We start from the raw sequence: 21970 nt of genomic DNA, 5'->3' as shown, positions 1-21970 counted from the left end.
GCAGGAGCAGCCATGAGCCACTCGATGACGACGGAACTGGAAGAAGCGCAGCAGGCGTACCGCGAGGCCGCGCGCGACTTCGCACAGGCCGAACTGGCGCCGCACGCCGCGCGATGGGATGCGGAGGGCATCTTTCCGCGCGAGGCGATCGCCAAGGCCGGTGAACTGGGCTTCTGCGGTCTGTACATGGACCCGGAAGTGGGCGGCAGCGGCCTGAGCCGACTGGACGCCGCCGTCGTCATCGAGGAGCTCGCCAGCGTCGATCCGTCGACGGCGGCGTACATCAGCATCCACAACATGGCCTCGTGGATGGTGTCCAAGTGGGGCCAGCCGGCACTGCGCGATGCGTGGGGCACCGACCTGTCTTCGGGCAACAAGCTGGCCTCGTACTGCCTGACCGAACCGGGTGCCGGTTCCGATGCTGCGTCGCTGAAGACCACCGCCGTGCGCGATGGCGACTTCTATGTGCTGAACGGCTCGAAGGCCTTCATTTCCGGCGCCGGTGCCACCGAGCTGCTGGTGGTGATGGCACGTACCGGTGGTGCCGGTGCCGGCGGTGTCAGCGCCATTGCGGTGCCGGCGGACCTGCCGGGCATCAGCTTCGGCCGCAAGGAAGAGAAGATGGGCTGGAACAGCCAGCCCACCCGTGGCATCACCTTCGAAAACGTCCGCGTGCCGGTCAGCCACCTTCTGGGAGAGGAAGGCGGCGGCTTCAAGCTGGCGATGAAGGGGCTCGATGGCGGCCGCATCAACATCGCCGCCTGCTCGCTGGGTGCGGCGCAGGGCGCGCTGGATGCCGCGCGCCGCTACATGGGCGAGCGCCGCCAGTTCGGCAAGGCGCTGGCCGAGTTCCAGGCGCTGCAGTTCAAGCTGGCCGACATGGTCACCCAGCTGGTGGCTGCACGGCAGATGGTGCACACCGCCGCGCGCAAGCTCGATGCCGGTGCCAGCGACGCCAACGTGTGGTGCGCGATGGCCAAGCGCTTCGCCACCGATGCCGGTTTCAACGTCTGCAACGAAGCACTGCAGATCCACGGTGGCTACGGCTACATCCGCGAGTACCCGATCGAGCGCCTGCTGCGTGACTGCCGCGTGCACCAGATCCTGGAAGGCACCAACGAGATCATGCGGGTGATCGTTGCCCGTCACCTGCTCAACACCGAAGAGGAACTGCGATGAAGGATTGGCGTACCCAGGAGCACGTGGGCCTGAAGGTCGAGGTGGATGGCCACACCGCCATGGTCACCCTGAACAACCCGCCGGCGCATACCTGGACCGTGCACAGCCTGTCGGCGCTGCGCGACCTGGTGGGCGCGCTCAACGCAGACCGCGACATCTATGCGTTGGTGATCACCGGTGGCGGCGAGAAATTCTTCTCCGCCGGTGCCGACCTCAACCAGTTCGCCTCCGGCGACAAGGCCGCTGCACGTGAAGCCGCGCGCCGCTTCGGCGAAGCCTTCGAAGCGCTGTCCGGGTTCCGTGGCGTGTCGATCGCCGCGATCAACGGCTACGCCATGGGCGGTGGCCTGGAATGCGCGCTGGCCTGCGACCTGCGCATCATTGAAGACCATGCCCAGGTCGCGCTGCCGGAGGCTACCGTCGGCCTGCTGCCGTGCGCCGGTGGCACCCAGAACCTGCCGCGCCTGGTCGGCGAGGGCTGGGCCAAGCGCATGATCCTGCTGGGCGAGCGCATCAACGCCGAGACCGCGCTGCGCATCGGCCTGGCCGAAGAAAAGGTCGGCAAGGGCGAAGCCAAGGCGCTGGCGCTGGAATGGGCGAAGAAGGCCGGCAAGCAGAGCCCGACCAGCATCGCCGCCTGCAAGACTCTGGTGCAGTCCACCCGCACCGGCACCCACGCCTCGGCGCTGGTGGCCGAGCGCGAAGCCTTCGTCGACCTGTTCGACACCGCCGACCAGGTCGAGGGCGTGACCGCCTTCCTGGAAAAGCGCGCCGCGCAGTGGAAGAACGCATGAGCACCGACACCGCTGCCGACGACGCACCGGTGCTGTTCGAAGAGCGCGTGGCCGGCAACGGCACGCGCATCGGCATCGCCACGCTCAATGCGCCGCGTACGCTCAACGGCTTCTCGCTGCCGATGGCGCACCTGCTGCTGAAGCAGTTGAATGCCTGGGCCGACGACGACGGTATCGCCATGGTGGTGCTGCAGGGCGCCGGTGAAAAGGCGTTCTGCGCCGGCGGCGACCTGCATAGCCTGTACAAGAGCATGGTAGCCTTCCGCGAGGCCGGCCGCAGCGACATCCGCGAGAACGACTACGCCGCTGAGTTCTTCGACGTTGAATACCGCGTCGATTACCTCATCCACACCTACGCCAAGCCGATCCTGTGCTGGGGCCACGGCATCGTGATGGGCGGCGGCATCGGCCTGATGTCCGGCGCCAGCCACCGCGTGGTCAGCGAGCGCTCCAAGCTGGCCTTCCCGGAAATCACCGTCGGCCTGTTCCCCGATGTGGGTGGCAGCTGGCTGCTGCCGCGCGTTCCGGGCAAGGGCGGCTTGTTCCTGGCCCTGACTGGTGCGCTGCTCAATCCGGGCGATGCCATCTACGCCGGTCTGGCCGATGTGCACGTGGCCGAAGAGCGCCGCAGCGCGGTGTTCGATGCGCTGCTGCAGGTGGCCTGGTCGGGCGATGCCGCACACAACCACGAGCGGCTCAGCCATCTGCTGCAATCGCATGCCAGCGATGCAGCAACCGGTCCGCTGCTGGCCAATGCGGCGCAGGTCGATGCGCTGTGCGAAGGCGATGACCTTGAAGCGATCGTTGCGCGCATTGCCGGCCTGCAGACTGACGATGCCTGGCTGCAGGCGGCACAGAAGACCCTCGCCGCCGGTGCACCGGGCTCGGCACGGCTGTCGTACGAACTGCAGCGCCGCGGTGCCGGCCAGGACCTCGCCGCGATCTACCGCCTGGAGTACATCGTCGCCCTGCATTGCGCCGCCCATGGTGATTTCGCCGAAGGCATCCGCGCACTGCTGATCGACAAGGACCGCAATCCACAGTGGAATCCGGCCACCCTGGCCGAGGCCACCGCCGCGTGGGCCGACACCTTCTTCGCTTCCCCCTGGGCCGATGCCGCGCATCCGCTGGCCGACCTGGGCACTCCCCTTGTTGAAAGGAGCCTTGCATGAGCCACATTGCATTCATCGGGTTGGGCAACATGGGTGGCCCGATGGCCGCCAATCTGGTCAAGAACGGACACAGCGTACGCGTGTTCGATCTGGTTCCGGCCGCGGTGCAGGCCGCCGTCGATGCCGGTGCCAGCGCCGCATCGTCGGCCCGCGACACCCTGGCCGGTGCCGAAGTGGTGATCTCGATGCTGCCGGCCAGCCGCCACGTCGAAGGCGTGTACCTGGGCGACGACGGCATCCTCGCCGCGATCCCGGCCGGTGCGCTGGTCATCGACTGCAGTACGATCGCCCCGGCCAGCGCCCGCAAGGTCTCCGAAGCCGCCGCCGCACGTGGCCTGCAGATGATCGACGCGCCGGTATCCGGCGGTACCGCCGGTGCCCAGGCCGGCACCCTGACCTTCATCGTCGGTGGCGAGGAGGACGCGCTGGAACGCGCGCGCCCGGTGCTGCAGGCGATGGGCAAGAACATCTTCCACGTCGGCGCCAGCGGTGCCGGCCAGGTGGCCAAGCTGTGCAACAACATGGCGCTGGGCGTGATCATGGCGGTCACCGGCGAAGCCATTGCCCTCGGCGTGGCGCACGGGCTGGACCCGAAGGTGCTGTCGCAGATGATGGCGGTCAGCACCGGCCGCAGCTGGGCCACCGAAGTGTGCAACCCGTGGCCGGGCGTGCTGGAGAATGCGCCGGCCTCGCGGGGCTACAGCGGCGGTTTCGGCAGTGATCTGATGCTGAAGGACATGGGCCTGGCGGTGGAAGCGGCGATGAGTGTCGGCGCTTCGATTCCGCTGGGCGAAGTGGCCCGCAACCTGTACTCGATGAACCACCAGGCCGGTCGCGGCAAGCTGGATTTCTCCAGCGTCGTGCAGCTCATCACGAGCGAGAAGTAACCTGGTAGTGCCGGCCGCTGGCCGGCAACCTCATGCCCCCGTGCGGGACAACGAAGGTGGGATGGGCGGATGTTCGGTTTCGACCGGCATCCGCCCATTTTTTTGGGGGGGGGCGGATCCCTTTCGCAACGCGAAAGGGCTCTGACCCCCCTCGCATCAGGCAACGACCAGCGTCACGTCGATGTTGCCGCGGGTGGCGTTGGAGTACGGGCACACGATGTGCGCCTTCTGCACCAGCTCTTCCAGCTGCTCGCGCGGCACGCCCGGAGCGCTGATGGTCAGCTCGGCCTCGATGCCGAAACCGGTCGGGATCTGGCCGATGCCGACCTTGCCGGTGACGGTGGTGTCGGCCGGCAGCGCGACCTTGGCCTGGCCGGCCACGAACTTCAGCGCGCCCAGGAAGCAGGCCGAGTAGCCAGCGGCGAACAGCTGTTCCGGGTTGGTGCCCGGGCCGCCGGCGCCACCCAGCTCGCGCGGGGTCGACAGCTGGATGTCCAGCACGTTGTCGGACGAGACGGAACGGCCTTCACGGCCGCCGGTGGAGGTGGCCTGGGCGGTATACAGAACCTTTTCGATGGACATCGTGATGCTCCTGGTCAGTGGGTGGGTGTTGCGTTGGAGCCTACTTTGCCCGGTTTCTGCGTACGTTGGGTTGCAGTTCGTACGAAAAACTTGATTGATCGTCCTGCCGGCCTAGATCGTCCACTCGCGGTCGGTGGTGAACATGATGGTCAGCCAGCGGTCCGGCGAGGCCTCGCCCAGCGCATCGCCGATCTCGTCGCGCAGCTGGTCCCATTCCAGCAGGGGCCGCGGCGGGTCGTCCTCGCGTACCACGAAGAACAGCTCGATCTGCTCGCCACGCCCCACCTGCGCGACATAGCTGCGATGCTCGACGAAGCCGTGCTTGGCGACGATCGCGCGTGCCACCGCGTCCACGTGCGCCTGCAGTTCTGGTGGGGTGACCAGCAGGATGCCCGCCAGCGCGCGGCGCACGGTGCCCAGCGGGGCGATCATCACCAGCACGCAGACGAAGGCGAGGATGGCCGGGTCGATGTAGGGCCCGACCCAGGCCAGCGAGGTACCGCGCACCAGCACACCGCCGAGGAAGGCCAGCAGATAGCAGGCCGACATGCTGGCGGCGATCACCCAGTTCTTCGCGTCCAGCGCGATGAACTCCGAACCGATGCGGCGGTTGGCACGCAGCACGAACCAGGCCAGCGCACCTTCGCCGACGATCGACAACCCGGCGAAGGCGATGGCCGGGCCAAGCGCGATGTGGCGACCGCCGGACATCAGCGCATCCACCGCATTGACCAGTGCATACAGCGCCGCGCCGATCATCAGCGTGCCGCTCACGCCCAGCACGATCGGCTCCAGGTGCCAGAAGCCCATGGTGAAGCGTTGGTTGAGACGCGACTGCAGCGCATCGCTGCTGGTGGATAGAGCGATCAGCCGTGCGACCAGCAATGACAGCCAGGTCATCACCACATCGATCAGGCCGTAGATGCCATCGAAGATGATCAGCGAGGAATTGGCCAGCAGGCCGAACACCACCGCTGCCGCGGCCAGCAGCAGTGAGCCTGCGATGGACAGGCGCAGCACGCCTTGTTCGGTACGCGCATCGAAGAAGCGTTCGGTGGTGGCAGGCATGCGGGAATCCAGCGGGAAATGGGCTGCGGAAGCAGCGCGTCGCCATTCTATCCAGCCTGCAGCATGCCGCCGTGACCGCAGCCGCACAGCGCCTGGAAAAGTCACCAGACTGGTAACCGATTGCGGATTGACGGGTGCACACCCGAAGCGTATCGTTTGTACCACGATGACATAGAAGCCTCCGGTGACCCCGGGGGCTTCTTTCGTTTGCGCCATCGCGCGCTGCGACGCCATCGCCACCGGCCCTGACGTTCCCGTCGCGGCCGTTCTGTCTTCCGCCCCGATCCTGCTTTTCCCGCGCCGTCCTGGTGACCGCGTGGGGCGCCGCCGTGCGCGCAGGGTCGGGGCACTCCACATCCATCAACGAAGGAGGATTCGATGCCCCTGCTGACCCTTGAGCAGTGCCGCGCGCACTGCCGTATCGACGGCGACTTTGACGACGCCATCCTGGGTGACCTGCTGGCGGCAGCCAGCGACGCGGCCGCAGCCTACCTGGGCCGCGAACTGTACGCCGACCAGGCCGCGCTGGACCAGGCGCTGGACCAGCTGCCGCAAGACATGGCGGCGGCGGTGACCGGGCATGAAGCCGCGGTTGCCGCCGCCAATGCCGAGACCAACGCGGCCAAGGCCAAGGCCATGCGGGATGTGGCCGATCGTCGCCTGGCCGTGGCCACCGCGCGCAGTGCACGCCTGCTGCTGGGCATGCCCGCCAATGACAGCATCCGTGCAGCGGTACGCCTGCTGCTGGGCCACCTGTACGCCCATCGCGAAGCCGTAGTCGTCTCTGCACAGACGCTCGATGCACCGGCAGGCGCCACTGCCATCGCAATGGAACTGCCGTTCGGCGTGGCCGCGCTGCTTGATCCGTACCGACCGGCCGCAACGCCATGAACGCCGGCCACCTCAATCGCCGCATCCGTATCGAGCGCCAGGACGGCCAGCTCGACGCCTGGGGGCAGCCGCTGGACGCCTGGCAGCCGGTGGCAGAACTGTGGGCCGCCGTCACTGCCGATCCTACAGACAGCGTGCAGCGGCTGACGCTGGAAAGCCGCCTCCCGGCAACAATCCGCCGCCAGCGCTTCCATGTCCGATTGGCGGCCGCGCGACAGGCCGGCATCCATGTCGGCATGCGCATCGTGCATGACGGTCGCGCTTTCAACATCACCGGCGTTGCTCCGGACTTCAGCCGGCGCCAGACCACGGTGCTGTTCACCGAACAGTCTTCAGGCATTGCCTGAGCGACGCCAACCAGGACACCGCGATGAGTTACGAAGCACAGCTGCACGCGCTGCTGGCCCCGCTGCTGCAGGGCCGGCTGTATCCCGACGTTCCGCCGGAACCGGTCATCTACCCGTGTGCCGTCTACCAGCAGATGGGTGGACAGTCCGTGTGGTTCAACGAAGGTTCCACTCCCGAACAGAAGCACGCTCGCGTGCAGCTGACCGTCTGGGCAGACAGTCGTGCCCAGGCCAACACCCTGATCCGCACCATTGAGGACCAGGTCTGCGCGGGACTGCCGACCGCCGAGTCGTTCGGCGCTGCAATCGCCGTGCATGAGCCGGTGCTGCACAAACACGGCGCGCGGCTCGACTTCGGCCTGTGGTACGCCGACCCGTAAACCCCTTCACCCGTGCAACACCCCAGCCCGGCAACCGCCGGGCTTTTTTTTATCCAACGAGGAAATACACCATGGCACTCAAGCTTCCCAAGGGCACCCAGTTCGGTTTCGCACCGGTCGTCTCCACCGCGATCGCCACCACCGCGATCTCCAAGGCTGCGCCGGCACTGGCCAGCGTTGCCGCCAACAGCGTCGACACCGGCGATGTGGTGGTCATTGAACTGCCGGGCTGGCCGGCCCTGAACAACCGCGCCACCCGCGCGGGTGCTGAAGCCACCGGCAGCGTTGAACTGCTGGGCATCGACACCACCGACACCGTGCTGTTCCCGGGCACCAGCGGTGCCGGCGTGCTGCGCAAGGCAGGCGCCTTCGTCGACCTGGACCAGCAGGGCGACCCGACCACCGCCGGTGGCGAGCAGCAGTACTGGAGCGGCACGCTGCTGGAAGACCCGACCGGTCGCCAGGTCCAGCTGCCGACCTTCAAGAACGCCAAGACCATTACCCTGCCGCTGTTCTACGATCCGAAGAAGCCGTGGTACCCGGCGCTGAAGAACGTTGATGCCAAGGGCGAGCCGGTGATCCTGCGCGCCAAGCTGGTCGGCGGCGACGTGCTGTACTGGTACGGCTACCTGAGCTACAACGGCGACCCGACCATGGCTGCCAACACCCCGATGGGCACCACCGCGACCTTCACCGCGCTGGCCGACTCCATCCTGGTCGAGGGCGCCTGATGTTCCAGGTAAAGGCGCCGGAGAGCTTCAAGAGCACCCTGACCATCGTCGGTCACGGTCGCGAGCAGAAGCTCAACCTGACCTACCGGCATCTGTCGGTGGCCGACTACGCCAGCCTGCTGGAGCGTCTGGGCGATGACACGTTGAGCGTGGCCCAGGCCATCCTGGACATCGTGGTGGATTGGGATGCCGATGTGGCGCTGGATACCGCCGGCGTCGAGCTGGCGCTGCAGCAGCAGGCCGGCCTGGATGGCGCCATCATCGGTGGCTACACCCAGGCGCTGCAGGTCGCACGCAAGGGAAACTGATCGAGGCGGTGGGGGCCCTGTACTGGCGGGCCCCCACCGAGTCCGAGCTGATGCAGCTTGGATTGAAGGCAAAGCACTTTCCACCGCCGCAGGTCGAGCTGTGGCCCGAGTGTGTGCTTCCCATCGAGGTTTTCTCACGGGTTTCCACCCAGTGGCGCGTTGGCGCAGGTGGCCCGATCGGGCTGGACTACAACGTGGTCTATCAGGAGCTGCAGCGCGAAGCGCTTGTGCCGGAGCGGCACGCTGAAGTGATGGCGGGCATCCGCGTCATCGAGCATGCGGCCCTGAAGCACATGCAGCACGAATAAGCAGGCAGCGGCCAACGCCGATGCCAGACAACGGCCTCGCCAGCACGTGAGGCCCCATTCAAGCCAGGAGAATTTCATGGCCGACACAACGCTCGGAGCGACGGCTGCTGCTGTTGAGATCAACGCCAGGCTGGACTCCGCCGTCCAGGCCGCGACGCGCAGCATGGCCGAGTTCAATGCACTGACGCAGCTTCAGCAGCAGTATGCGCAGAAGAGCACGGTGCTTCAGTCCGCACTCAACGGTGTACTTCAAAGCAGCATCTCCCTCGCCGATACCATGGTTCAGAAGCTGGCTGGAACGCTGGCAGTCGTACAAGCTGCGCTGGAGCAGGCGCAGAGTTCTGCAGAGGACGCCCGGCGTGATGGCAGGACACCCGGAGAAGTCGCATCTGATGCTACCGCGCGCAACCTGGACAGACTGTCCACCGATGGTGAACGTCGCAGCGGCTTCCTCGCTGATGCGCGGCGTTCGGCCAGGGGTACGTACCTGAACATCGCGAAGCCCGAGAAGACGGGCGCGAAAAAGGACGAGAAGGAAGACGATTCGCGGAAGATCAAGACGGGCATGAAGGGTATCGAGAACGGATTCCAGGATGCGTTCGAGGCCTATACCGCGAAGGCACAGGATGCCGCGACGAACACGCAGACTGTCTTCACCAAGGCATTTGATGCCGCCGGAACGGCGCTCTACAACTTCGTAACCACCGGCAAATCCAACCATCATGAACTGACCAAGGCACTGATCGCGGATCTGAAGAAGATTGCGATCCAGCAGGCCATCGTCTGGGGCGTGAAGATGCTCTTCGGTGGCAGTGTGGGGCCCGTGCAGAAGGAATCAATTCCGATCTCCGGCTTTGCAAAGGGAGGCACCTTCAGATCGCCCGGCCTCTCCGTCTACTCCGGCGGTGTCTATGACACCCCGCAGCTGTTCGCCTTCGCCAAGGGTGCCGGCGTATTCGGCGAAGCGGGACCGGAAGCGATCATGCCGCTGCAGCGCGGGCCGGACGGCCGTCTCGGCGTGGCCGCACATGGCGGTGGAGGCAGTGGCGGTGGCGTGGGTGTGAGCATCCGCATCGACAACAACGGTGGCAAGGAAGTCACCACCAACGAAAGCATGCTGCAGCAGTTCGGCAACGAGATCGGCCAGTTCGTGGAACGCAAGTACCGCGAACTGCAGAGTCGTGACCTGAAGGCAGGTGGTGTGCTCAGCAGGAGTGCCATGTAATGACCGACACTTTCACCTGGCCGGCAACCAGCCAGAGCACCGGGACCACCACCGCCGCCGTGAAGCGCGCGAAGTTCGGTGATGGCTATGCGCAGGCCGCCGCTGATGGCCTGAACGCCACCTCGCGCAGTTACCAGCTGCAGTTCGTAGGCAACCGCAGGACCATCAGCGAGATCGTGGCCTTCCTGGATGGTCATGCCGGCCGCAGCTTCCTGTGGAAGGGGCCACTGGGGCAGGGGTTGTACATGTGTGATTCCTACACCGACAGCCATCTCGGTGGACAGGTCTCGACCATCACCGCGACGTTCGAGCAGACCTTCCAGGCGTAGGCATGAGCATGGATCTTCAACGGATCGACCTGGATACCATCCAGCCCAACGGAAAGCGTGGAGAGACCCAGCGGCCCGCCTTCACCAAGATCAACCAGAACTTTCAGGATGTTGCGTTGGCGCTGGAGGGAATCCCCGGTGCCATCGCAGACTCTGTCTCGGGAAAGAACCGCTTGATCAACGGGAATTTCGACTTCTGGCAGCGTGGGGACAACTTCACCGCTGCTGCTGCCTACTGTGCGGACAGATTCTTTGCACAGCAGGGAGGGATGGACGGAGCAGGCATATTCAAATCACCCGTTGCCCCGGGCGATGCGAACTTCCCGAAAAGCCTGTTCACGTTGGCCGCCAATTGCAACGGGAACCACAACGCTGCCGGACACCATTTCCTGTTCGAGCAGCGTGTGGAAAGTGTGCGGACCTTTGCCGCATCAGAGAGCACGCTATCCTTCCTGGTCTACAACGCAGGCACTGCAGGGAGAAAGATCGCAGTCGAATTCCTGCAGCGCTTCGGAACAGGCGGAAGCCCCACTGTCACGGGGATACAGCCGAAAGTGTTTACGCTCGCACAGGGCCTGAACCGGATCAGCAAGACCGTCAGTCTTCCTTCCATCTACGGTAAGACGCTTGGCGGTGGCGATGATTCGGTCATCTGTGCGGTATGGCTCTCGGCAGGCAGCGACTTCAACGCGCGCACAGGAGGGCTCGGCGCGCAGGCAGGCCAGTTGTACTTCGGTGAAATGCAGTGGGAAGCCGGCGCACGGGCGACCCGCTTCGAGTGGAGATCACCGGCCCACGAGCTTGCGCTGTGCCAGCGCTACTACCAGAAGTCCTTCCCTGTTGCAGAGGTGCCCAACAGCAGGAGCAGCTCCGCCGTCCACCGGAATGCAGTGGCCTTCAACAGTGGCACCTGCCGCGTTGTTGCAGAGTTCAAGGGCACGATGCGCGGCACGCCACAGCTGCTTTTCCACGCAGGCGGAGAAGGTGGTGACATCGGATCGCCGAGCTTCTGGAGGTACTACGACGCCGCTGGCGGAGCATGGCGCGCGGGAACCCTGACCAATGTAGTCATGGCAACGAGCCAGGCGTTCATGGCGGACGTGGGCGGCGCAGGTTTCCTGGTAAGCGGATCTGTTCTGCTGGCAGGCCACTACACCGCCGATGCCGAACTCTGAGTGCATTCCTACACCTGCGGGACCAGTCGGGAAGCCGTGACTGAATGAAAGTACTCGAACTCCGATCGGCCGCCACCGATTCACCTCGTTCAAGGAGCCACTAATGGCAAGAAAGATCATCGACCTCGATTCCGTTCAACCGAACGGAAAGCGGGGTGAAACACAGCGCCCGGCGTTCACCAAGATCAACGAGAATTTCGCCGAGGTCTACGACGCCTTGACCGATGTCGCGAAGATTCCGGAGACCGTGGGGAATGCCATCACCGAGCGCGTTCCGGGAAGGAATCTGCTTATCAATGGTGGCCTTCAGTTCTGGCAACGCCGGACCTCCGGCCGTGTCGGTAGCGGGTCTGGCACCCTGGGGGCAGAGACGTTCTTTGCCGATCGCTTCACCAACTCGGCATTGATCTGCAACCATGACGTCCAGCGCGTGGCCTACGAGGGGCAGAGTGGCTACCCGGAAGACACGCGGTCGATCCTGGTATGTACCGTGTCCGGTGCCGCTGCCAGCAGTGGCGCCTGGATGGGACAGAAGATCGAGGGGGTGCGCAGCGCGAGCGGCGACATCACCATCTCTGTGTGGGCAAACAGCGATGCACCGAACCGCAAGGTCGGCGTGCGCGTCATCCAGAACTTCGGCACGGGCGGCTCGCCCGCGCCGGAGGTGGTGATCGAAGCAGGTGTGCTCACACTGGGCACCTCGGCCACACACCACAGCGTCACCGTCACTTTACCGAGCACCAAGGGCAAGGTGCTGGGCACCCATGGCAACGACCATCTCTACGTGGTGTTCGACCTGTGCGGCACCGGCCAGAAGGGTGAGTTGGTGGCGCAGAACGGCTCGTTTGGCTTCACACAATTCCAGGTCGAGCCGGGACGTGTGGCCACGCGCTTCGACTGGCGCCCGCTGGGCATGGAGTTCGCGTTGTGCCAGCGGTACTACGAGAAGAGCTACAACCTCGACATCCTACCCAACACGGCAAACAACGAAGGGCGAGAGGCGTTCTCGGTCAACTCGCCGGGAATGGCGCATTACCAGAGTGTGCGATTCCAGACGGCAAAGCGTGCCCATCCCTACGTGATGATCATCTCGGCCGATACCACCCAGCAGAACGGACACATCGCCGAGGATGACGTGTCCCGCGTGCCCTGCCTCGTCAACTATGCATCACCCTCCTGCTACGAAGTGAGCTGGACCAACAATCCAGGTCGCTGGGGCGGGTGGTGGCATTGGTGGGCCGAAGCCGAGCTGTGATTGGGCGCCCCCAGGACTTTCAGGACGACAGCAATGACGAGAAAGATCATCGACCTCGATTCCGTTCAGCCGAACGGGATGCGGGGTGAAACGCAGCGCCCAGCGTTCACAAAAATCAATGAGAACTTCGCAGAAGTGTATGGCGCGCTGGATGGCGTGACCGCGATCGGACAGCGTGTGGATTCACTGGAGCGTGCTCTTCAGACCGCAGTTCCAGGCAGGAACCGCCTGATCAACGGCAACTTCGATTTCTGGCAGCGGGGCACCACCGGCACCACCCAGGGCGGCGAGATCTATGTGGCCGATCGTTGGACGGTGGCAGCGCTGGGCTGCACGCATACCGCAAATCGCGGGGCCAATCTGCCTGCCGGCGGCGCCGCGCCGGAATCGCGCCGTTTCCTCAACAGCGTCGTTTCCAAGACCAGTGCAGGTAGCAGCGCCTACGTCGCACAGAAAATCGAAGGGGCGGTCACCCTGTCCGACGGCGAGGTGACCGTTTCCGGCTTCGCCTATGGCCCGCCAGGAAAACGCATCGGTGTTCGTCTCATCCAGCACTTTGGCACCGGTGGTTCGCCGTCCGCCGCGATCAGCGTGGAGCTGGGAACCGTAGCGGTCACCGCCGCGTCCTGGACCTATTTCCAGCTTAGTGCGCGACTGCCATCGGTGAAGGGGAAGACGCTGGGAAGCAATGCCGACAGCGATTTCCTGTGGCTGGTGGTGGATCTGTGCGCGGCTGCCTATGGCGGTGTCATCTCCGGCCAGAACGGAGAGTTCGGTATCGCGATGATGCAGTTGGAGCGCGGTAGCCGGGCAACGGCATTCGACTTGCGCCCGCTGGCCCAAGAGCTGCAGCTGTGCCAGCGCTACTACGAAAAGTCCTATGACAATGACGTCGTTCCTGGAACTCCGACCAACAGCGGTCGCTACAGTTGGGGCAACTCGGCTGCGAGCGGCGCAACCAGTTACCTGTCGGTGCCATTCAAGACGTGCAAGCGAGTGACGCCGGTGATTGTCGTCAGGCCCAACAACAATGTGGTCGAGCCCGGATATGTCAATCAGGACGACAGCAGCCGAACGCCCGCATCGGTTCCCACGATCGCGACGAACGTCTTCGAAGTGGCCTGGGGCAATTCCCCCGGGCGCTGGGGGGGCTGGTTCCACTGGACGGCGGATGCAGAGATTTACTGAGTATCAGGTATGGCGTTCCGCCGTCTTTTTCAGGCGTGGCAACGACCTGTCCCTGGGCTTTGCTGATTCGGAATGGGAAGCTAAATGAGCAGAAAGATAATCGACCTCGATACCGTTCAGGCGAACGGTAAGCGGGGTGAAACACAGCGCCCGGCATTCACCAAGATCAACGAGAACTTCGCCGAAGTGTATGGCGGGTTGGATGCCGTGCAGACTGCGGTGGATGGGTTGGATGGCCGAATGGCTGGCCGCAACTGCCTGATCAACGGCGACTTCCGCCTTTGGCAGCGTGGTGCAGTGTTCCCTGCATCCGTGGGCACTCGCTACATCGCCGACCGCTGGCAGGCCAATGCCACCGGCACCACGGTGGCTGCCACGCGCGAGGATGTGCCTCCAGGCGGCGGCCAGGCAGGGCGCCTGCTGGCTGGGTCGCGCCATCTGCTTCGGCTGGAGGTGCAGAGCGTTGCCGGTGCCGGCAACATGGCGCTGGTCCAACAGCGCATCGAGGATGTCCGGACACTGGCCGGGCGCACCGTCACCATCAGCTTCAAGGCGCGGTCCTCGGTGGACGATTTCCGCATCGGTGTGGAACTGCAGCAGTCCTACGGAACGGGCGGGTCCACCGCGCACGATAGTATCGGCGCCTCGGTCGTGCTCGATACGCTGTGGCGATGGCACCAGGTCACCGTGGCAGTTCCGGGCCTTGCCGGCAAGACGCTGGGCCCGGACAGCTACCTGCAACTGAGCTTCTGGCTGGATGCCGGTGCCGACTTCGGCGGGCGGGCGTTCGCCGCCGGGCAGAAGAGCGGCAGCGTCCAGCTGGCCGAAGTGCAGATCGAAGAAGGCGATACCGCGACCGACTTCGATCGCCGGCCCGAAGCACTGGAGCTGTTGCTGTGCCAGCGCTACTACGAGACGGTGGATGTGAACCGGATCCTGGGCATCACCTACACCGCCAACGGCGACACGCGCGCGTGCATTCCGTTCAAGGTACGCAAGCGCGTGGCGCCCAGGGTCACCTCGCCCTCTGCCGCGCTCAACCTGGTCGGCTTCGGCTCCGAAGGTAGCCTCATCAACTTCAACGGTGGCGATCCGGGCTGGCAGTCCACCGTGGACGCGGCCGTGCTGTCCACGATGTCCAACAACATGCAGCAGTGGGGCGCGGTGGTGGTGTGGTCGACCACCTCACAGGTGCTGGTGCAGGCCGATGCGGAGCTCTGAGCCATGACAACCACGCTTCCGCAGGCGTCAAAGCACGCCTGCTTCACTACCACTACGTCGCTGCGCCCGGGCCACCACGTCATCGTACCGCGCGGCCAGGAGCGGTATCCCGTACCACGCCCTCTTCCCATTGCCGCACAGGAGCACACCCCATGATCACCGCCGATGCCCAGCAGCTTGAGCCGGGTGGCCGCATCACCGTCTACGAGCTCGACGCCAGCAGTTTCGGCGCCGACAAGCTCTTCTTCCACGCACACCTGCAGAGTGGTGTCATCTGGTGGCAGGGCCAGGATATGGCCCCTGGCCGATCGAGGCCAGTGGCTTCGAACGCACCAGTGACCAGCCACCGAACCCACGCCTGCGCGTGAGCAACATCGATGGCCGCATCACCGCCATGTGCCTGCTGTTCGATGACCTGGTCGGTGCCCGCATCATCCGCCGGCAGACGCTGGCCAAGTACCTGGATGCCACCAACTTCGAGGAAGGCAATCCCAGTGCGGATCCTGCCGAGCATTTCCCCGACGAAGTCTGGTTCATCGAGCGCAAGATCGGCGAAGACAAGCAGATGGTCGAGTTCGAGCTGACCACCGCGATTGATCTCAATGGCCAGCAGTTGCCGGGCAGGCAGATCATCGCCGGCATGTGTGGCTGGCTGGTGCGTGGCGGTTATCGCGGCGCGTACTGCGGCTACAACGGTCCGGCGGTAGCGGACAGCGACGACGTCGCCACCGACGATCCGGCACGCGACCAGTGCGGCGGCCGGGTGCGCAGCTGCAAGCTGCGCTTTGGCCAGGACAAGCCGCTGCCCTATGGCGGCTTCCCCGCCGCAGGCCTGCTGCGCTCCTGATCGACCCCTTCCCGACTCCACTTTCCAGGCCCGCCCGCGCGGGCCTTTTTCATGGGTGAAACATGCAACCGACAACCCTGCAGGCCATCCAGGCGCACGCCGTGGCCGAGTACCCGCGCGAATGCTGCGGGCTGATCGTGGCCATTGAAGGCCACGAACGCTATCTTCCCTGCCGCAACGTGGCCGCCACGCCCAGCGAGCATTTCCGCCTGCCGGCTGAGGACTATGCCGTGGCCGAGGACAAGGGCGAGGTGCTGGCCCTGGTGCACAGCCACCCCGATGCCGCTGCAACGCCGTCCGATGCCGATCGGGTCATGTGCGAGCGCAGCGGGCTGACCTGGCACATTGTCAGCGTCGGCCAGGTAACCGGCGAGCCACCGCTGTGCGCTGATCTGCAGACCCTGCATCCCTCAGGTTACATGGCACCGCTGGTCGGTCGCCAGTTCGCCCACGGTGTACTGGACTGCTACAGCCTGGTCCGCGATTTCCACGCGCGCGAACTGGGCATCCGGCTGTCCGAGTACGAGCGCCAGGATGACTGGTGGAGCCATGGCCAGGACCTGTACAGCCTTGAACGGCTGCACGCCGAGGGCTTCGACCTGATCGAGGGCGAACCGCAGCGGGGCGACATGATCCTGATGCAGATCCGCTCGCCGGTTACCAACCACGCAGGCATCTACCTCGGTGACGGGCAGATGCTGCATCACCTGCATGGCCGCCTGTCCGAGACCGTGCCCTACGGCGGCATGTGGGCCGAGCGCACCCGTTGCATCGTCCGCCATCGCGAGGTGCGCCATGACTGACCGTCTTCGTACGATCCGCCTGTACGGCAAGCTGGGTGCCCGCTTCGGACGCAGGTTCCGGCTGGCGGTGAACAGCCCGGCCGAGGCCGTGCATGCGCTGTGCACGATGCTGCCGGGGTTCCAGCAGTACCTGATGGGTGCCAAAGCCAAGGGCATGGAATTTGCCGTGTTCAATGGCCGGCAGAACCTGTCGCGGGATCAGCTGCACGATCCGCCAGGCCAGGATGACATCCGCATCGCGCCGGTGATGGTGGGTAGCAAGCGGGGAGGCGTACTGCAAACCATCATTGGCATCGTGCTGATCGTTGTGGGGAGCTACACATCTTGGGCTGGTGGGGCTGCACTGGTATCAACCGGCGTCAGCATGGTGGTTGGCGGGATCACCCAGATGCTCTCCCCCCAGCCAAAAGGCCTGGGCGCCAAAGACACACCCGAAAACGCGCCCAGCTACAGCATGAACGGCACCGTCAACACGCAGGCGCAGGGCAACCCCGTTCCGGTCGCCTATGGTGGCCATGACAGCAAGGGCATGTTCATCGGCTCGGCCGTGATTAGCGGCGGCATCCTGGCGGAGGACCAGTTTTGAACCAGATCACTCATTCCACGCTGCGCACGCGCGGTGCAGCCGCGCCCGTACTGGCGGGCGCCAAGAAGGGCGCGAGCAACGCCCGAACCCCGGTCGAAACCGCCGACAGCCTGCACTCGATGGCGGTGGCCCGCATCATCGACCTCGCCAGCGAAGGCGAGATCCGCGGACTGGTCGCCGGCAAGCAGTCGATCTACCTGGACCAGGTGCCGATCGAGAATCCCGACGGCACGCTGAACTTCTCCGGCGTGGACGTGCAGACGCGTTCCGGCACCCAGGACCAGGAGCACATCAGCGGCTTCCCCTCCATCGAGAACGAAGTTGGCGTCAATGTCGAGCTGCGCAGTGATGCGCCGGTGGTACGCACCGTATCCGGTGCTGACCTGTCGGCCGTCCGTATCCGCTTTGCGGTACCGGCGTTGCAGAAGACCAACACCGAGAACGGTGACACTGAAGGCTACCGGATCATGTACGCGGTGGATCTGTCCACCGACGGCGGCCCGTTCAGCACGGTGCTGACCGATGCCTTCAGTGGCAAGACCACCAGCCAGTACGAGCGCAGCCGCCGCATCGATCTGCCTGCCGGCAACCAGTGGCAGGTGCGGATCCGCCGGCTGACCGCCAACGCCAACAGCAGCACCATCGCCGATACCATCAACGTGCTGTCGATGACCGAGATCATCGATGCCAAGCTGCGCTATCCGAACTGCGCGCTGGCGGCGGTGCAGGTCGACGCCAGCCAGTTCCAGAACATCCCCACCCGGTCCTACCAGCTGTGGGGGCGCATCGTGCGCATCCCCTCCAACTACGATCCGCTCAGCCGTCTCTACAGCGGCGTGTGGGACGGTACCTTCAAGAGCGGGTGGACCAACAACCCGGCTTGGGTGTTCTTCGACATCGTCACCAACGATCGCTTTGGCCTGGGCCATCGTGTTCCGCTGGACTGGGTGGACAAGTGGCGGCTGTACCAGATCGCGCGCTACTGCGATGAACTGGTCAGCGATGGCCAGGGCGGCAAAGAGCCGCGCTTCACCTGCAGCCTGTATCTGCAGACCCGCGCCGAGGCCTATCGCGTGCTGCAGGACATCGCCACCATGTTCCGCGGCATCAGCTTCTATGCGGCGGGGCAGGTGATGGCCTCGGCCGACATGCCCAAGGACCCGGTGCTGACCTACAGCCAGGCCAACGTCATCGAAGGGCGCTTCCACTATGCCGGCAGCAGCCGCACGGCGCGGCACACGGTGGCGCTGGTGTCGTGGATCGATCCGGATGACTTCGGCCGGCAGAAGGTCGAAGTGGTACAGCACCTGCCCGGTGTGGCCCGCTACGGCATCAACCAGACCGAAGTGACGGCGGTGGGCTGCCACTCGCGTTCGCAGGCGCAGCGCGTGGGCAACCACATCCTGCACACCGAGATGCTGGAAACCGAAACCATCAGCTTCTCGGTGGGCCTGGACGCGCTGGGCTGCATGCCTGGCGATGTGATCCAGGTGGCCGACCCGAACCGCGCTGGCCGCCGCAATGCGGGTCGCATCCGCAGTGCAGGTACGCGCAGCCTGGTGCTGGATCGCGTGCCGGAACAGATCGCGGCCGGTGACACCCTGCGTGCCACGCTGCCCAGCGGGCAGACCGAAGCACGCACCGTGCAGTCGGTGGACGGCGAGACGATAGCGGTCACCGCGCCGTGGTCGGCGGTGCCGGTGGCGCAGTCGGTCTGGGCACTGGAATCGCCGGAGCTGGCCCTGCAGCACTATCGCGTGCTGTCGATCAGCGAAGGCGAGGACCTGACCTATCAGATCACCGCGCTCAAGCACGTGCCGGGCAAGTACGCCGCCATCGACGACGGCACGCGCCTGGAGCAGCCGCCGATCAGCATCATTCCGCCCAGCGTGCAGCCGGCACCGGCCAACGTGCGGATGGCCTCGCATGTGGTGGTGGACCAGGGTATTGCCACGTCCGTGCTCACCATCGAGTGGGATGCGGCGGACAAGGCGATCGGCTATGACGTGGAATGGCGCCGTGGTGATCTCAACTGGGTCCGCGCCGGCCGCGTCGGCACACAGAGCCTGGAAGTGCGGGGCGTCTATGCGGGCGAGTATCTGGCCCGGGTACGCGCGGTCAATGCGCTGGGCGCGGTATCGCAGCCGACGCTCAGTGTGCTCACCACCATTGAAGGCAAGACGACGCCGCCACCGGCATTGACCTCGCTGACCGCGCGCAGCCGGGTGTTCGGCATCGAGCTGGCCTGGCAGTTCCCGGCAGGCGCCACGGATACCGAGCGCACTGAACTCTGGTACAGCACCAGCCCGGATCGTGCAGCCGCCATCAAGCTCGGCGACTTCGCCTATCCACAGTCGCGGCACCAGATGAACGGTCTCGCGGCGGGTGCACGCTTCTGGTTCTGGGGGCGCCTGGTCGATCGCAGCGGCAACGTGGGTCCGTGGCATCCGGTGGAGGCGGGTGTTCTGGGCGAGTCCAGCAGCAACCCGTCGGACTACGATGCCTATTTCGCCGGCCGCATCAACGAAAGCGCGCTGGGCCAACAGCTGAAGGGCAAGATCGAGCGCGTCACCGAAGTGCTGCCGCTGGTCTGGGATGCCGCGGCAACCTACACCCCGGGTCAGACTGTCATCCACGACGGTCGGATCTGGAGCTGGCAGGGCACTGCCGCAGGCAACGAGACGCCGCCGGGCAGCCATTGGAAGAACATCGGCGACGCCATCGCCGAGGCTGGCGCCATCGTCGGCCGCGTCGACCAGCTGGAACTGGACGTCACCGATGTCGATGGCAAGGTGACCGCGCAGGGGCAGAAGGTCGATGGCCTGTTCGCCCAGGTCAGCGACCACACCGCCGGTGAGGAGGACTACAACGTCGGCGAGAACGATGTCAGCGCCGGTGCCATCACCGTCTACAGCGTGATGGCCGAGAAGGACGCGGCACTGGCCAGGCGTGTAGATACGGTTGAAGCGTCCATCGAGGGTGTGCCCGGCAGGATCGAAGGTGTCAGTGCCGCGGTCCAGCAGGTCTCGCAGGCCGTGGTGAACCTGGATGGCAAGGTCAGCGCAACCTATACGGTCAAGGCGCAGATCAGCAGTGCCGGGCAGATCTACATGGCCGGCATGGGGCTTGGCGTCGAGCAGCAGCCGGATGGCAGCTACCAGAGCCAGATCCTGATGCAGGCCGATCGCTTCGCGCTGTTCAACACCAACAGCGGCCAGGTCAGTGCGCCCTTCGTGGTGCAGGGCGGGCAGACTTTCATCAGCCAGGCACTGATCGGCAATGGCTGGATCCAGAACGCCATGATCGGCGACGTGATCCAGTCCAATGCGGTCGGCGCCGGTGGGCAACCGCGCTGGAGGCTCGACAAGAACGGCACATTGACGATGAACGGCCCCGAGAATGGCGGCCGCCTGACCATCAACGACAGCGTCATCCACGTTTACGACAACAACGGCCGCGTCCGCGTCCGCATGGGGATCTGGTAATGGCAACCGGTATGCAGATATTCGGCCCGGATGGGCAGATGTGGTTCGACACCAATGATCGTGCCGGCAAGGTGATGGGTGAGATGCACGTCAGCACCAGAGACAGCATCTATGTGGGCATGGCGGGCATGGGGCAGCCATTCGCGATTCTGCCGAGCACCTTCTGGGACAGCTGGCAGGACATGAATGGAAACCAGTTCTCCGCGCCGAACATGGCATTCATGTCCTTCAATAAACCAGGCGCCGCCGAGGGCGACTACCTCACACTCAACTTCACGTTCATGACGACCACCAATCCCAATGCCTATGTCTTCTACGGGAGCTTCTGATGACCGTCGGCCTTGAAGTCACAAACGACAGCGGTGTCCCCGTTCTGGTCAACGCACACGCCCTTGCCTTCTTCGCGGCAGGCAAGGGCGTGGAAACCATCGGCAGCAACACGTCGCCGTTGGGCCAGAACGGCTCGGTCAGCCTTCCGGCGCAGAGCGTGCCCTACCTGGTGTTCATCCGCTGCAATGGCGGCTCCACGCGGATTTCCACCGGCACTGCGGGTTTCGGCTGGAACATGGCCCAGGGAACCACCAGCTTCGAATGGTGGGCATGGGGACATGCGGTTCCCAGCAACAACACCGGCATGCAGGTCTACAACGCTGATGGCTCGCTGCAGTGGGACATGAGCAGCCGCCCGCTGCGCATGGCGGGCCTGGTCAATACGACCGGCGCCCGGCCGCCACTTCCCAGCGAGACGTCCAACGAGAACATCCTCACCGGTGACCTGATCAACGGCCCAGGCGACAATCTTGCCTACCTGCTGTCAGACATCGGCCTCTGCCACGACGTCTACGCCATGCCCAGCGGCAACCCCACCATCCGTACCAACATGCGCTATTCGGCAGCCATCAGTACGCCGAATGCATCGCAGATGCGGGTCAACTTCACCCGGCGGGCTGCCAATCGCCAGCGTTCCCTCAGTGGAGCGTCCTACCAGACGTTCGCTTCGCGCCTGCCAAGTTTCGTCCTTGCGGCTTACACCTACTGAGCGGGGATTGCCGGCCCGGGCAGCCATTTGAGCCGCCCGGGCCCTTCCCGTAGACTGCGCCGTTCCCACGCTCCCCGACGACGCACTGCAGTGATCACGCCACCCTGACCCTTGCCGCACATCGGCAGCCGGCCCGCCCGGCTCAGGAACCCGCGTCTTTCCACTGCAGC

General features: G+C 65.0%; 25 protein-coding genes. 23 read left to right on the top strand and 2 right to left on the bottom strand.

Annotated features, from left to right (window positions below; genetic code table 11):
* The first annotated feature begins 12 nt into the window (after window positions 1–12).
* Genes ACXI0D_RS10880 through mmsB form a run of 4 tightly spaced genes read left to right on the top strand, consistent with a single transcriptional unit; the run spans window position 13 to window position 4032 of the window.
* Complete coding sequence (locus ACXI0D_RS10880) at window positions 13–1179, top strand: acyl-CoA dehydrogenase family protein (RefSeq protein WP_164117876.1); 1167 nt, start codon at window positions 13–15, stop codon at window positions 1177–1179.
* Window positions 1176–1973: an enoyl-CoA hydratase gene (locus ACXI0D_RS10875; protein ID WP_479642573.1), complete on the top strand. Its 798-nt coding sequence runs from the start codon at window positions 1176–1178 to the stop codon at window positions 1971–1973. Before ACXI0D_RS10880 ends, ACXI0D_RS10875 begins: the two co-directional genes overlap by 4 nt.
* Window positions 1970–3145 (top strand): enoyl-CoA hydratase/isomerase family protein, encoded by a 1176-nt coding sequence (locus ACXI0D_RS10870; protein ID WP_479642572.1) that lies wholly within the window; start codon window positions 1970–1972, stop codon window positions 3143–3145. The genes ACXI0D_RS10875 and ACXI0D_RS10870 overlap by 4 nt, the downstream gene beginning before the upstream one ends.
* Window positions 3142–4032, top strand: coding sequence for a 3-hydroxyisobutyrate dehydrogenase (mmsB, locus tag ACXI0D_RS10865; protein ID WP_075675624.1), 891 nt, complete (start codon window positions 3142–3144; stop codon window positions 4030–4032). The genes ACXI0D_RS10870 and mmsB overlap by 4 nt, the downstream gene beginning before the upstream one ends.
* Before the next feature lie 156 nt (window positions 4033–4188).
* Here the strand turns inward: mmsB and ACXI0D_RS10860 are convergent, their stop codons facing one another.
* Both ACXI0D_RS10860 and ACXI0D_RS10855 read right to left on the bottom strand, forming a co-directional pair.
* Window positions 4189–4614, bottom strand: coding sequence for an organic hydroperoxide resistance protein (locus ACXI0D_RS10860; protein ID WP_049399846.1), 426 nt, complete (start codon window positions 4612–4614; stop codon window positions 4189–4191).
* Window positions 4615–4725: 111 nt separating this feature from the next.
* Window positions 4726–5682 carry a cation diffusion facilitator family transporter gene (locus ACXI0D_RS10855; protein ID WP_101764744.1) on the bottom strand — a complete coding sequence of 319 codons (957 nt, stop codon included), beginning with the start codon at window positions 5680–5682 and terminating at the stop codon, window positions 4726–4728.
* 378 nt (window positions 5683–6060) lie between these two features.
* On the opposite strand from ACXI0D_RS10855, the gene ACXI0D_RS10850 reads away from it, so the two are divergent.
* The 19 genes from ACXI0D_RS10850 (at window position 6061) to ACXI0D_RS10760 (ending at window position 21800) form a co-directional block, all read left to right on the top strand.
* A complete protein-coding gene (locus tag ACXI0D_RS10850) occupies window positions 6061–6573 on the top strand; it encodes a head-tail connector protein (RefSeq protein ID WP_069138078.1) in 513 nt (170 codons plus the stop codon).
* Window positions 6570–6920, top strand: a complete 351-nt coding sequence (locus tag ACXI0D_RS10845; RefSeq protein WP_119007317.1) for a head-tail adaptor protein — start codon at window positions 6570–6572, stop codon at window positions 6918–6920. Before ACXI0D_RS10850 ends, ACXI0D_RS10845 begins: the two co-directional genes overlap by 4 nt.
* Before the next feature lie 23 nt (window positions 6921–6943).
* Window positions 6944–7300 carry a tail completion protein gp17 gene (gp17, locus tag ACXI0D_RS10840; protein ID WP_101764746.1) on the top strand — a complete coding sequence of 119 codons (357 nt, stop codon included), beginning with the start codon at window positions 6944–6946 and terminating at the stop codon, window positions 7298–7300.
* Window positions 7301–7371: 71 nt separating this feature from the next.
* Entirely contained in the window at window positions 7372–8031 is a 660-nt protein-coding gene (locus ACXI0D_RS10835) for a phage tail protein (protein WP_119007316.1), read from the top strand.
* On the top strand, window positions 8031–8339 hold the full coding sequence (locus ACXI0D_RS10830) for a phage tail assembly chaperone (RefSeq protein ID WP_014645599.1): 309 nt from the start codon (window positions 8031–8033) through the stop codon (window positions 8337–8339). Before ACXI0D_RS10835 ends, ACXI0D_RS10830 begins: the two co-directional genes overlap by 1 nt.
* Before the next feature lie 50 nt (window positions 8340–8389).
* On the top strand, window positions 8390–8647 hold the full coding sequence (locus ACXI0D_RS10825; RefSeq protein WP_119007403.1) for a DUF1799 domain-containing protein: 258 nt from the start codon (window positions 8390–8392) through the stop codon (window positions 8645–8647).
* Window positions 8648–8723: 76 nt separating this feature from the next.
* Complete coding sequence (locus ACXI0D_RS10820) at window positions 8724–9872, top strand: phage tail tape measure protein (RefSeq protein ID WP_119007315.1); 1149 nt, start codon at window positions 8724–8726, stop codon at window positions 9870–9872.
* Window positions 9872–10201: a phage tail protein gene (locus tag ACXI0D_RS10815; RefSeq protein WP_119007314.1), complete on the top strand. Its 330-nt coding sequence runs from the start codon at window positions 9872–9874 to the stop codon at window positions 10199–10201. The genes ACXI0D_RS10820 and ACXI0D_RS10815 overlap by 1 nt, the downstream gene beginning before the upstream one ends.
* Window positions 10202–10203: 2 nt before the next feature.
* Window positions 10204–11376 carry a hypothetical protein gene (locus tag ACXI0D_RS10810; RefSeq protein ID WP_479642571.1) on the top strand — a complete coding sequence of 391 codons (1173 nt, stop codon included), beginning with the start codon at window positions 10204–10206 and terminating at the stop codon, window positions 11374–11376.
* Window positions 11377–11479: 103 nt separating this feature from the next.
* On the top strand, window positions 11480–12631 hold the full coding sequence (locus ACXI0D_RS10805) for a hypothetical protein (RefSeq protein WP_119007312.1): 1152 nt from the start codon (window positions 11480–11482) through the stop codon (window positions 12629–12631).
* Window positions 12632–12664: 33 nt separating this feature from the next.
* Entirely contained in the window at window positions 12665–13819 is a 1155-nt protein-coding gene (locus ACXI0D_RS10800) for a hypothetical protein (RefSeq protein ID WP_479642570.1), read from the top strand.
* An 84-nt stretch (window positions 13820–13903) separates the two neighbouring features.
* Entirely contained in the window at window positions 13904–15040 is a 1137-nt protein-coding gene (locus ACXI0D_RS10795; RefSeq protein ID WP_479642569.1) for a hypothetical protein, read from the top strand.
* Between the two features lie 152 nt (window positions 15041–15192).
* The gene (locus ACXI0D_RS10790; protein ID WP_479642748.1) at window positions 15193–15408 is read left to right on the top strand and encodes a hypothetical protein; all 216 of its coding nucleotides are present in this window, start codon (window positions 15193–15195) and stop codon (window positions 15406–15408) included.
* Window positions 15318–15887 (top strand): phage minor tail protein L, encoded by a 570-nt coding sequence (locus tag ACXI0D_RS10785; RefSeq protein ID WP_479642568.1) that lies wholly within the window; start codon window positions 15318–15320, stop codon window positions 15885–15887. The genes ACXI0D_RS10790 and ACXI0D_RS10785 overlap by 91 nt, the downstream gene beginning before the upstream one ends.
* A gap of 62 nt (window positions 15888–15949) precedes the next feature.
* The gene (locus tag ACXI0D_RS10780; RefSeq protein WP_119007309.1) at window positions 15950–16690 is read left to right on the top strand and encodes a C40 family peptidase; all 741 of its coding nucleotides are present in this window, start codon (window positions 15950–15952) and stop codon (window positions 16688–16690) included.
* On the top strand, window positions 16683–17276 hold the full coding sequence (locus tag ACXI0D_RS10775) for a tail assembly protein (RefSeq protein WP_119007308.1): 594 nt from the start codon (window positions 16683–16685) through the stop codon (window positions 17274–17276). Before ACXI0D_RS10780 ends, ACXI0D_RS10775 begins: the two co-directional genes overlap by 8 nt.
* The gene (locus ACXI0D_RS10770) at window positions 17273–20761 is read left to right on the top strand and encodes a TipJ family phage tail tip protein (protein WP_479642567.1); all 3489 of its coding nucleotides are present in this window, start codon (window positions 17273–17275) and stop codon (window positions 20759–20761) included. The genes ACXI0D_RS10775 and ACXI0D_RS10770 overlap by 4 nt, the downstream gene beginning before the upstream one ends.
* Entirely contained in the window at window positions 20761–21090 is a 330-nt protein-coding gene (locus ACXI0D_RS10765) for a hypothetical protein (RefSeq protein ID WP_101764755.1), read from the top strand. The genes ACXI0D_RS10770 and ACXI0D_RS10765 overlap by 1 nt, the downstream gene beginning before the upstream one ends.
* Window positions 21090–21800: a hypothetical protein gene (locus ACXI0D_RS10760; protein WP_101764756.1), complete on the top strand. Its 711-nt coding sequence runs from the start codon at window positions 21090–21092 to the stop codon at window positions 21798–21800. The genes ACXI0D_RS10765 and ACXI0D_RS10760 overlap by 1 nt, the downstream gene beginning before the upstream one ends.
* Window positions 21801–21970: the final 170 nt, after the last annotated feature.

The sequence above is a fragment of the Stenotrophomonas sp. C9D9 genome (assembly GCF_056491205.1).
The sequence above is the reverse complement of the archived record's forward strand: the minus strand, read 5'-3'. Positions and strand labels throughout refer to the sequence as shown.

Excerpts from the sequence above, each read along its gene's own strand:
- ACXI0D_RS10880 (WP_164117876.1), top strand. The coding sequence starts at position 13 with ATGAGCCACTCGATGACGACGGAACTGGAAGAAGCGCAGCAGGCGTAC.
- ACXI0D_RS10875 (WP_479642573.1), top strand. The coding sequence starts at position 1,176 with ATGAAGGATTGGCGTACCCAGGAGCACGTGGGCCTGAAGGTCGAGGTG.
- ACXI0D_RS10870 (WP_479642572.1), top strand. The coding sequence starts at position 1,970 with ATGAGCACCGACACCGCTGCCGACGACGCACCGGTGCTGTTCGAAGAG.
- mmsB (WP_075675624.1), top strand. The coding sequence starts at position 3,142 with ATGAGCCACATTGCATTCATCGGGTTGGGCAACATGGGTGGCCCGATG.
- ACXI0D_RS10860 (WP_049399846.1), bottom strand. The coding sequence starts at position 4,614 with ATGTCCATCGAAAAGGTTCTGTATACCGCCCAGGCCACCTCCACCGGC.
- ACXI0D_RS10855 (WP_101764744.1), bottom strand. The coding sequence starts at position 5,682 with ATGCCTGCCACCACCGAACGCTTCTTCGATGCGCGTACCGAACAAGGC.
- ACXI0D_RS10850 (WP_069138078.1), top strand. The coding sequence starts at position 6,061 with ATGCCCCTGCTGACCCTTGAGCAGTGCCGCGCGCACTGCCGTATCGAC.
- ACXI0D_RS10845 (WP_119007317.1), top strand. The coding sequence starts at position 6,570 with ATGAACGCCGGCCACCTCAATCGCCGCATCCGTATCGAGCGCCAGGAC.
- gp17 (WP_101764746.1), top strand. The coding sequence starts at position 6,944 with ATGAGTTACGAAGCACAGCTGCACGCGCTGCTGGCCCCGCTGCTGCAG.
- ACXI0D_RS10835 (WP_119007316.1), top strand. The coding sequence starts at position 7,372 with ATGGCACTCAAGCTTCCCAAGGGCACCCAGTTCGGTTTCGCACCGGTC.
- ACXI0D_RS10830 (WP_014645599.1), top strand. The coding sequence starts at position 8,031 with ATGTTCCAGGTAAAGGCGCCGGAGAGCTTCAAGAGCACCCTGACCATC.
- ACXI0D_RS10825 (WP_119007403.1), top strand. The coding sequence starts at position 8,390 with ATGCAGCTTGGATTGAAGGCAAAGCACTTTCCACCGCCGCAGGTCGAG.
- ACXI0D_RS10820 (WP_119007315.1), top strand. The coding sequence starts at position 8,724 with ATGGCCGACACAACGCTCGGAGCGACGGCTGCTGCTGTTGAGATCAAC.
- ACXI0D_RS10815 (WP_119007314.1), top strand. The coding sequence starts at position 9,872 with ATGACCGACACTTTCACCTGGCCGGCAACCAGCCAGAGCACCGGGACC.
- ACXI0D_RS10810 (WP_479642571.1), top strand. The coding sequence starts at position 10,204 with ATGAGCATGGATCTTCAACGGATCGACCTGGATACCATCCAGCCCAAC.
- ACXI0D_RS10805 (WP_119007312.1), top strand. The coding sequence starts at position 11,480 with ATGGCAAGAAAGATCATCGACCTCGATTCCGTTCAACCGAACGGAAAG.
- ACXI0D_RS10800 (WP_479642570.1), top strand. The coding sequence starts at position 12,665 with ATGACGAGAAAGATCATCGACCTCGATTCCGTTCAGCCGAACGGGATG.
- ACXI0D_RS10795 (WP_479642569.1), top strand. The coding sequence starts at position 13,904 with ATGAGCAGAAAGATAATCGACCTCGATACCGTTCAGGCGAACGGTAAG.
- ACXI0D_RS10790 (WP_479642748.1), top strand. The coding sequence starts at position 15,193 with ATGATCACCGCCGATGCCCAGCAGCTTGAGCCGGGTGGCCGCATCACC.
- ACXI0D_RS10780 (WP_119007309.1), top strand. The coding sequence starts at position 15,950 with ATGCAACCGACAACCCTGCAGGCCATCCAGGCGCACGCCGTGGCCGAG.
- ACXI0D_RS10775 (WP_119007308.1), top strand. The coding sequence starts at position 16,683 with ATGACTGACCGTCTTCGTACGATCCGCCTGTACGGCAAGCTGGGTGCC.
- ACXI0D_RS10765 (WP_101764755.1), top strand. The coding sequence starts at position 20,761 with ATGGCAACCGGTATGCAGATATTCGGCCCGGATGGGCAGATGTGGTTC.
- ACXI0D_RS10760 (WP_101764756.1), top strand. The coding sequence starts at position 21,090 with ATGACCGTCGGCCTTGAAGTCACAAACGACAGCGGTGTCCCCGTTCTG.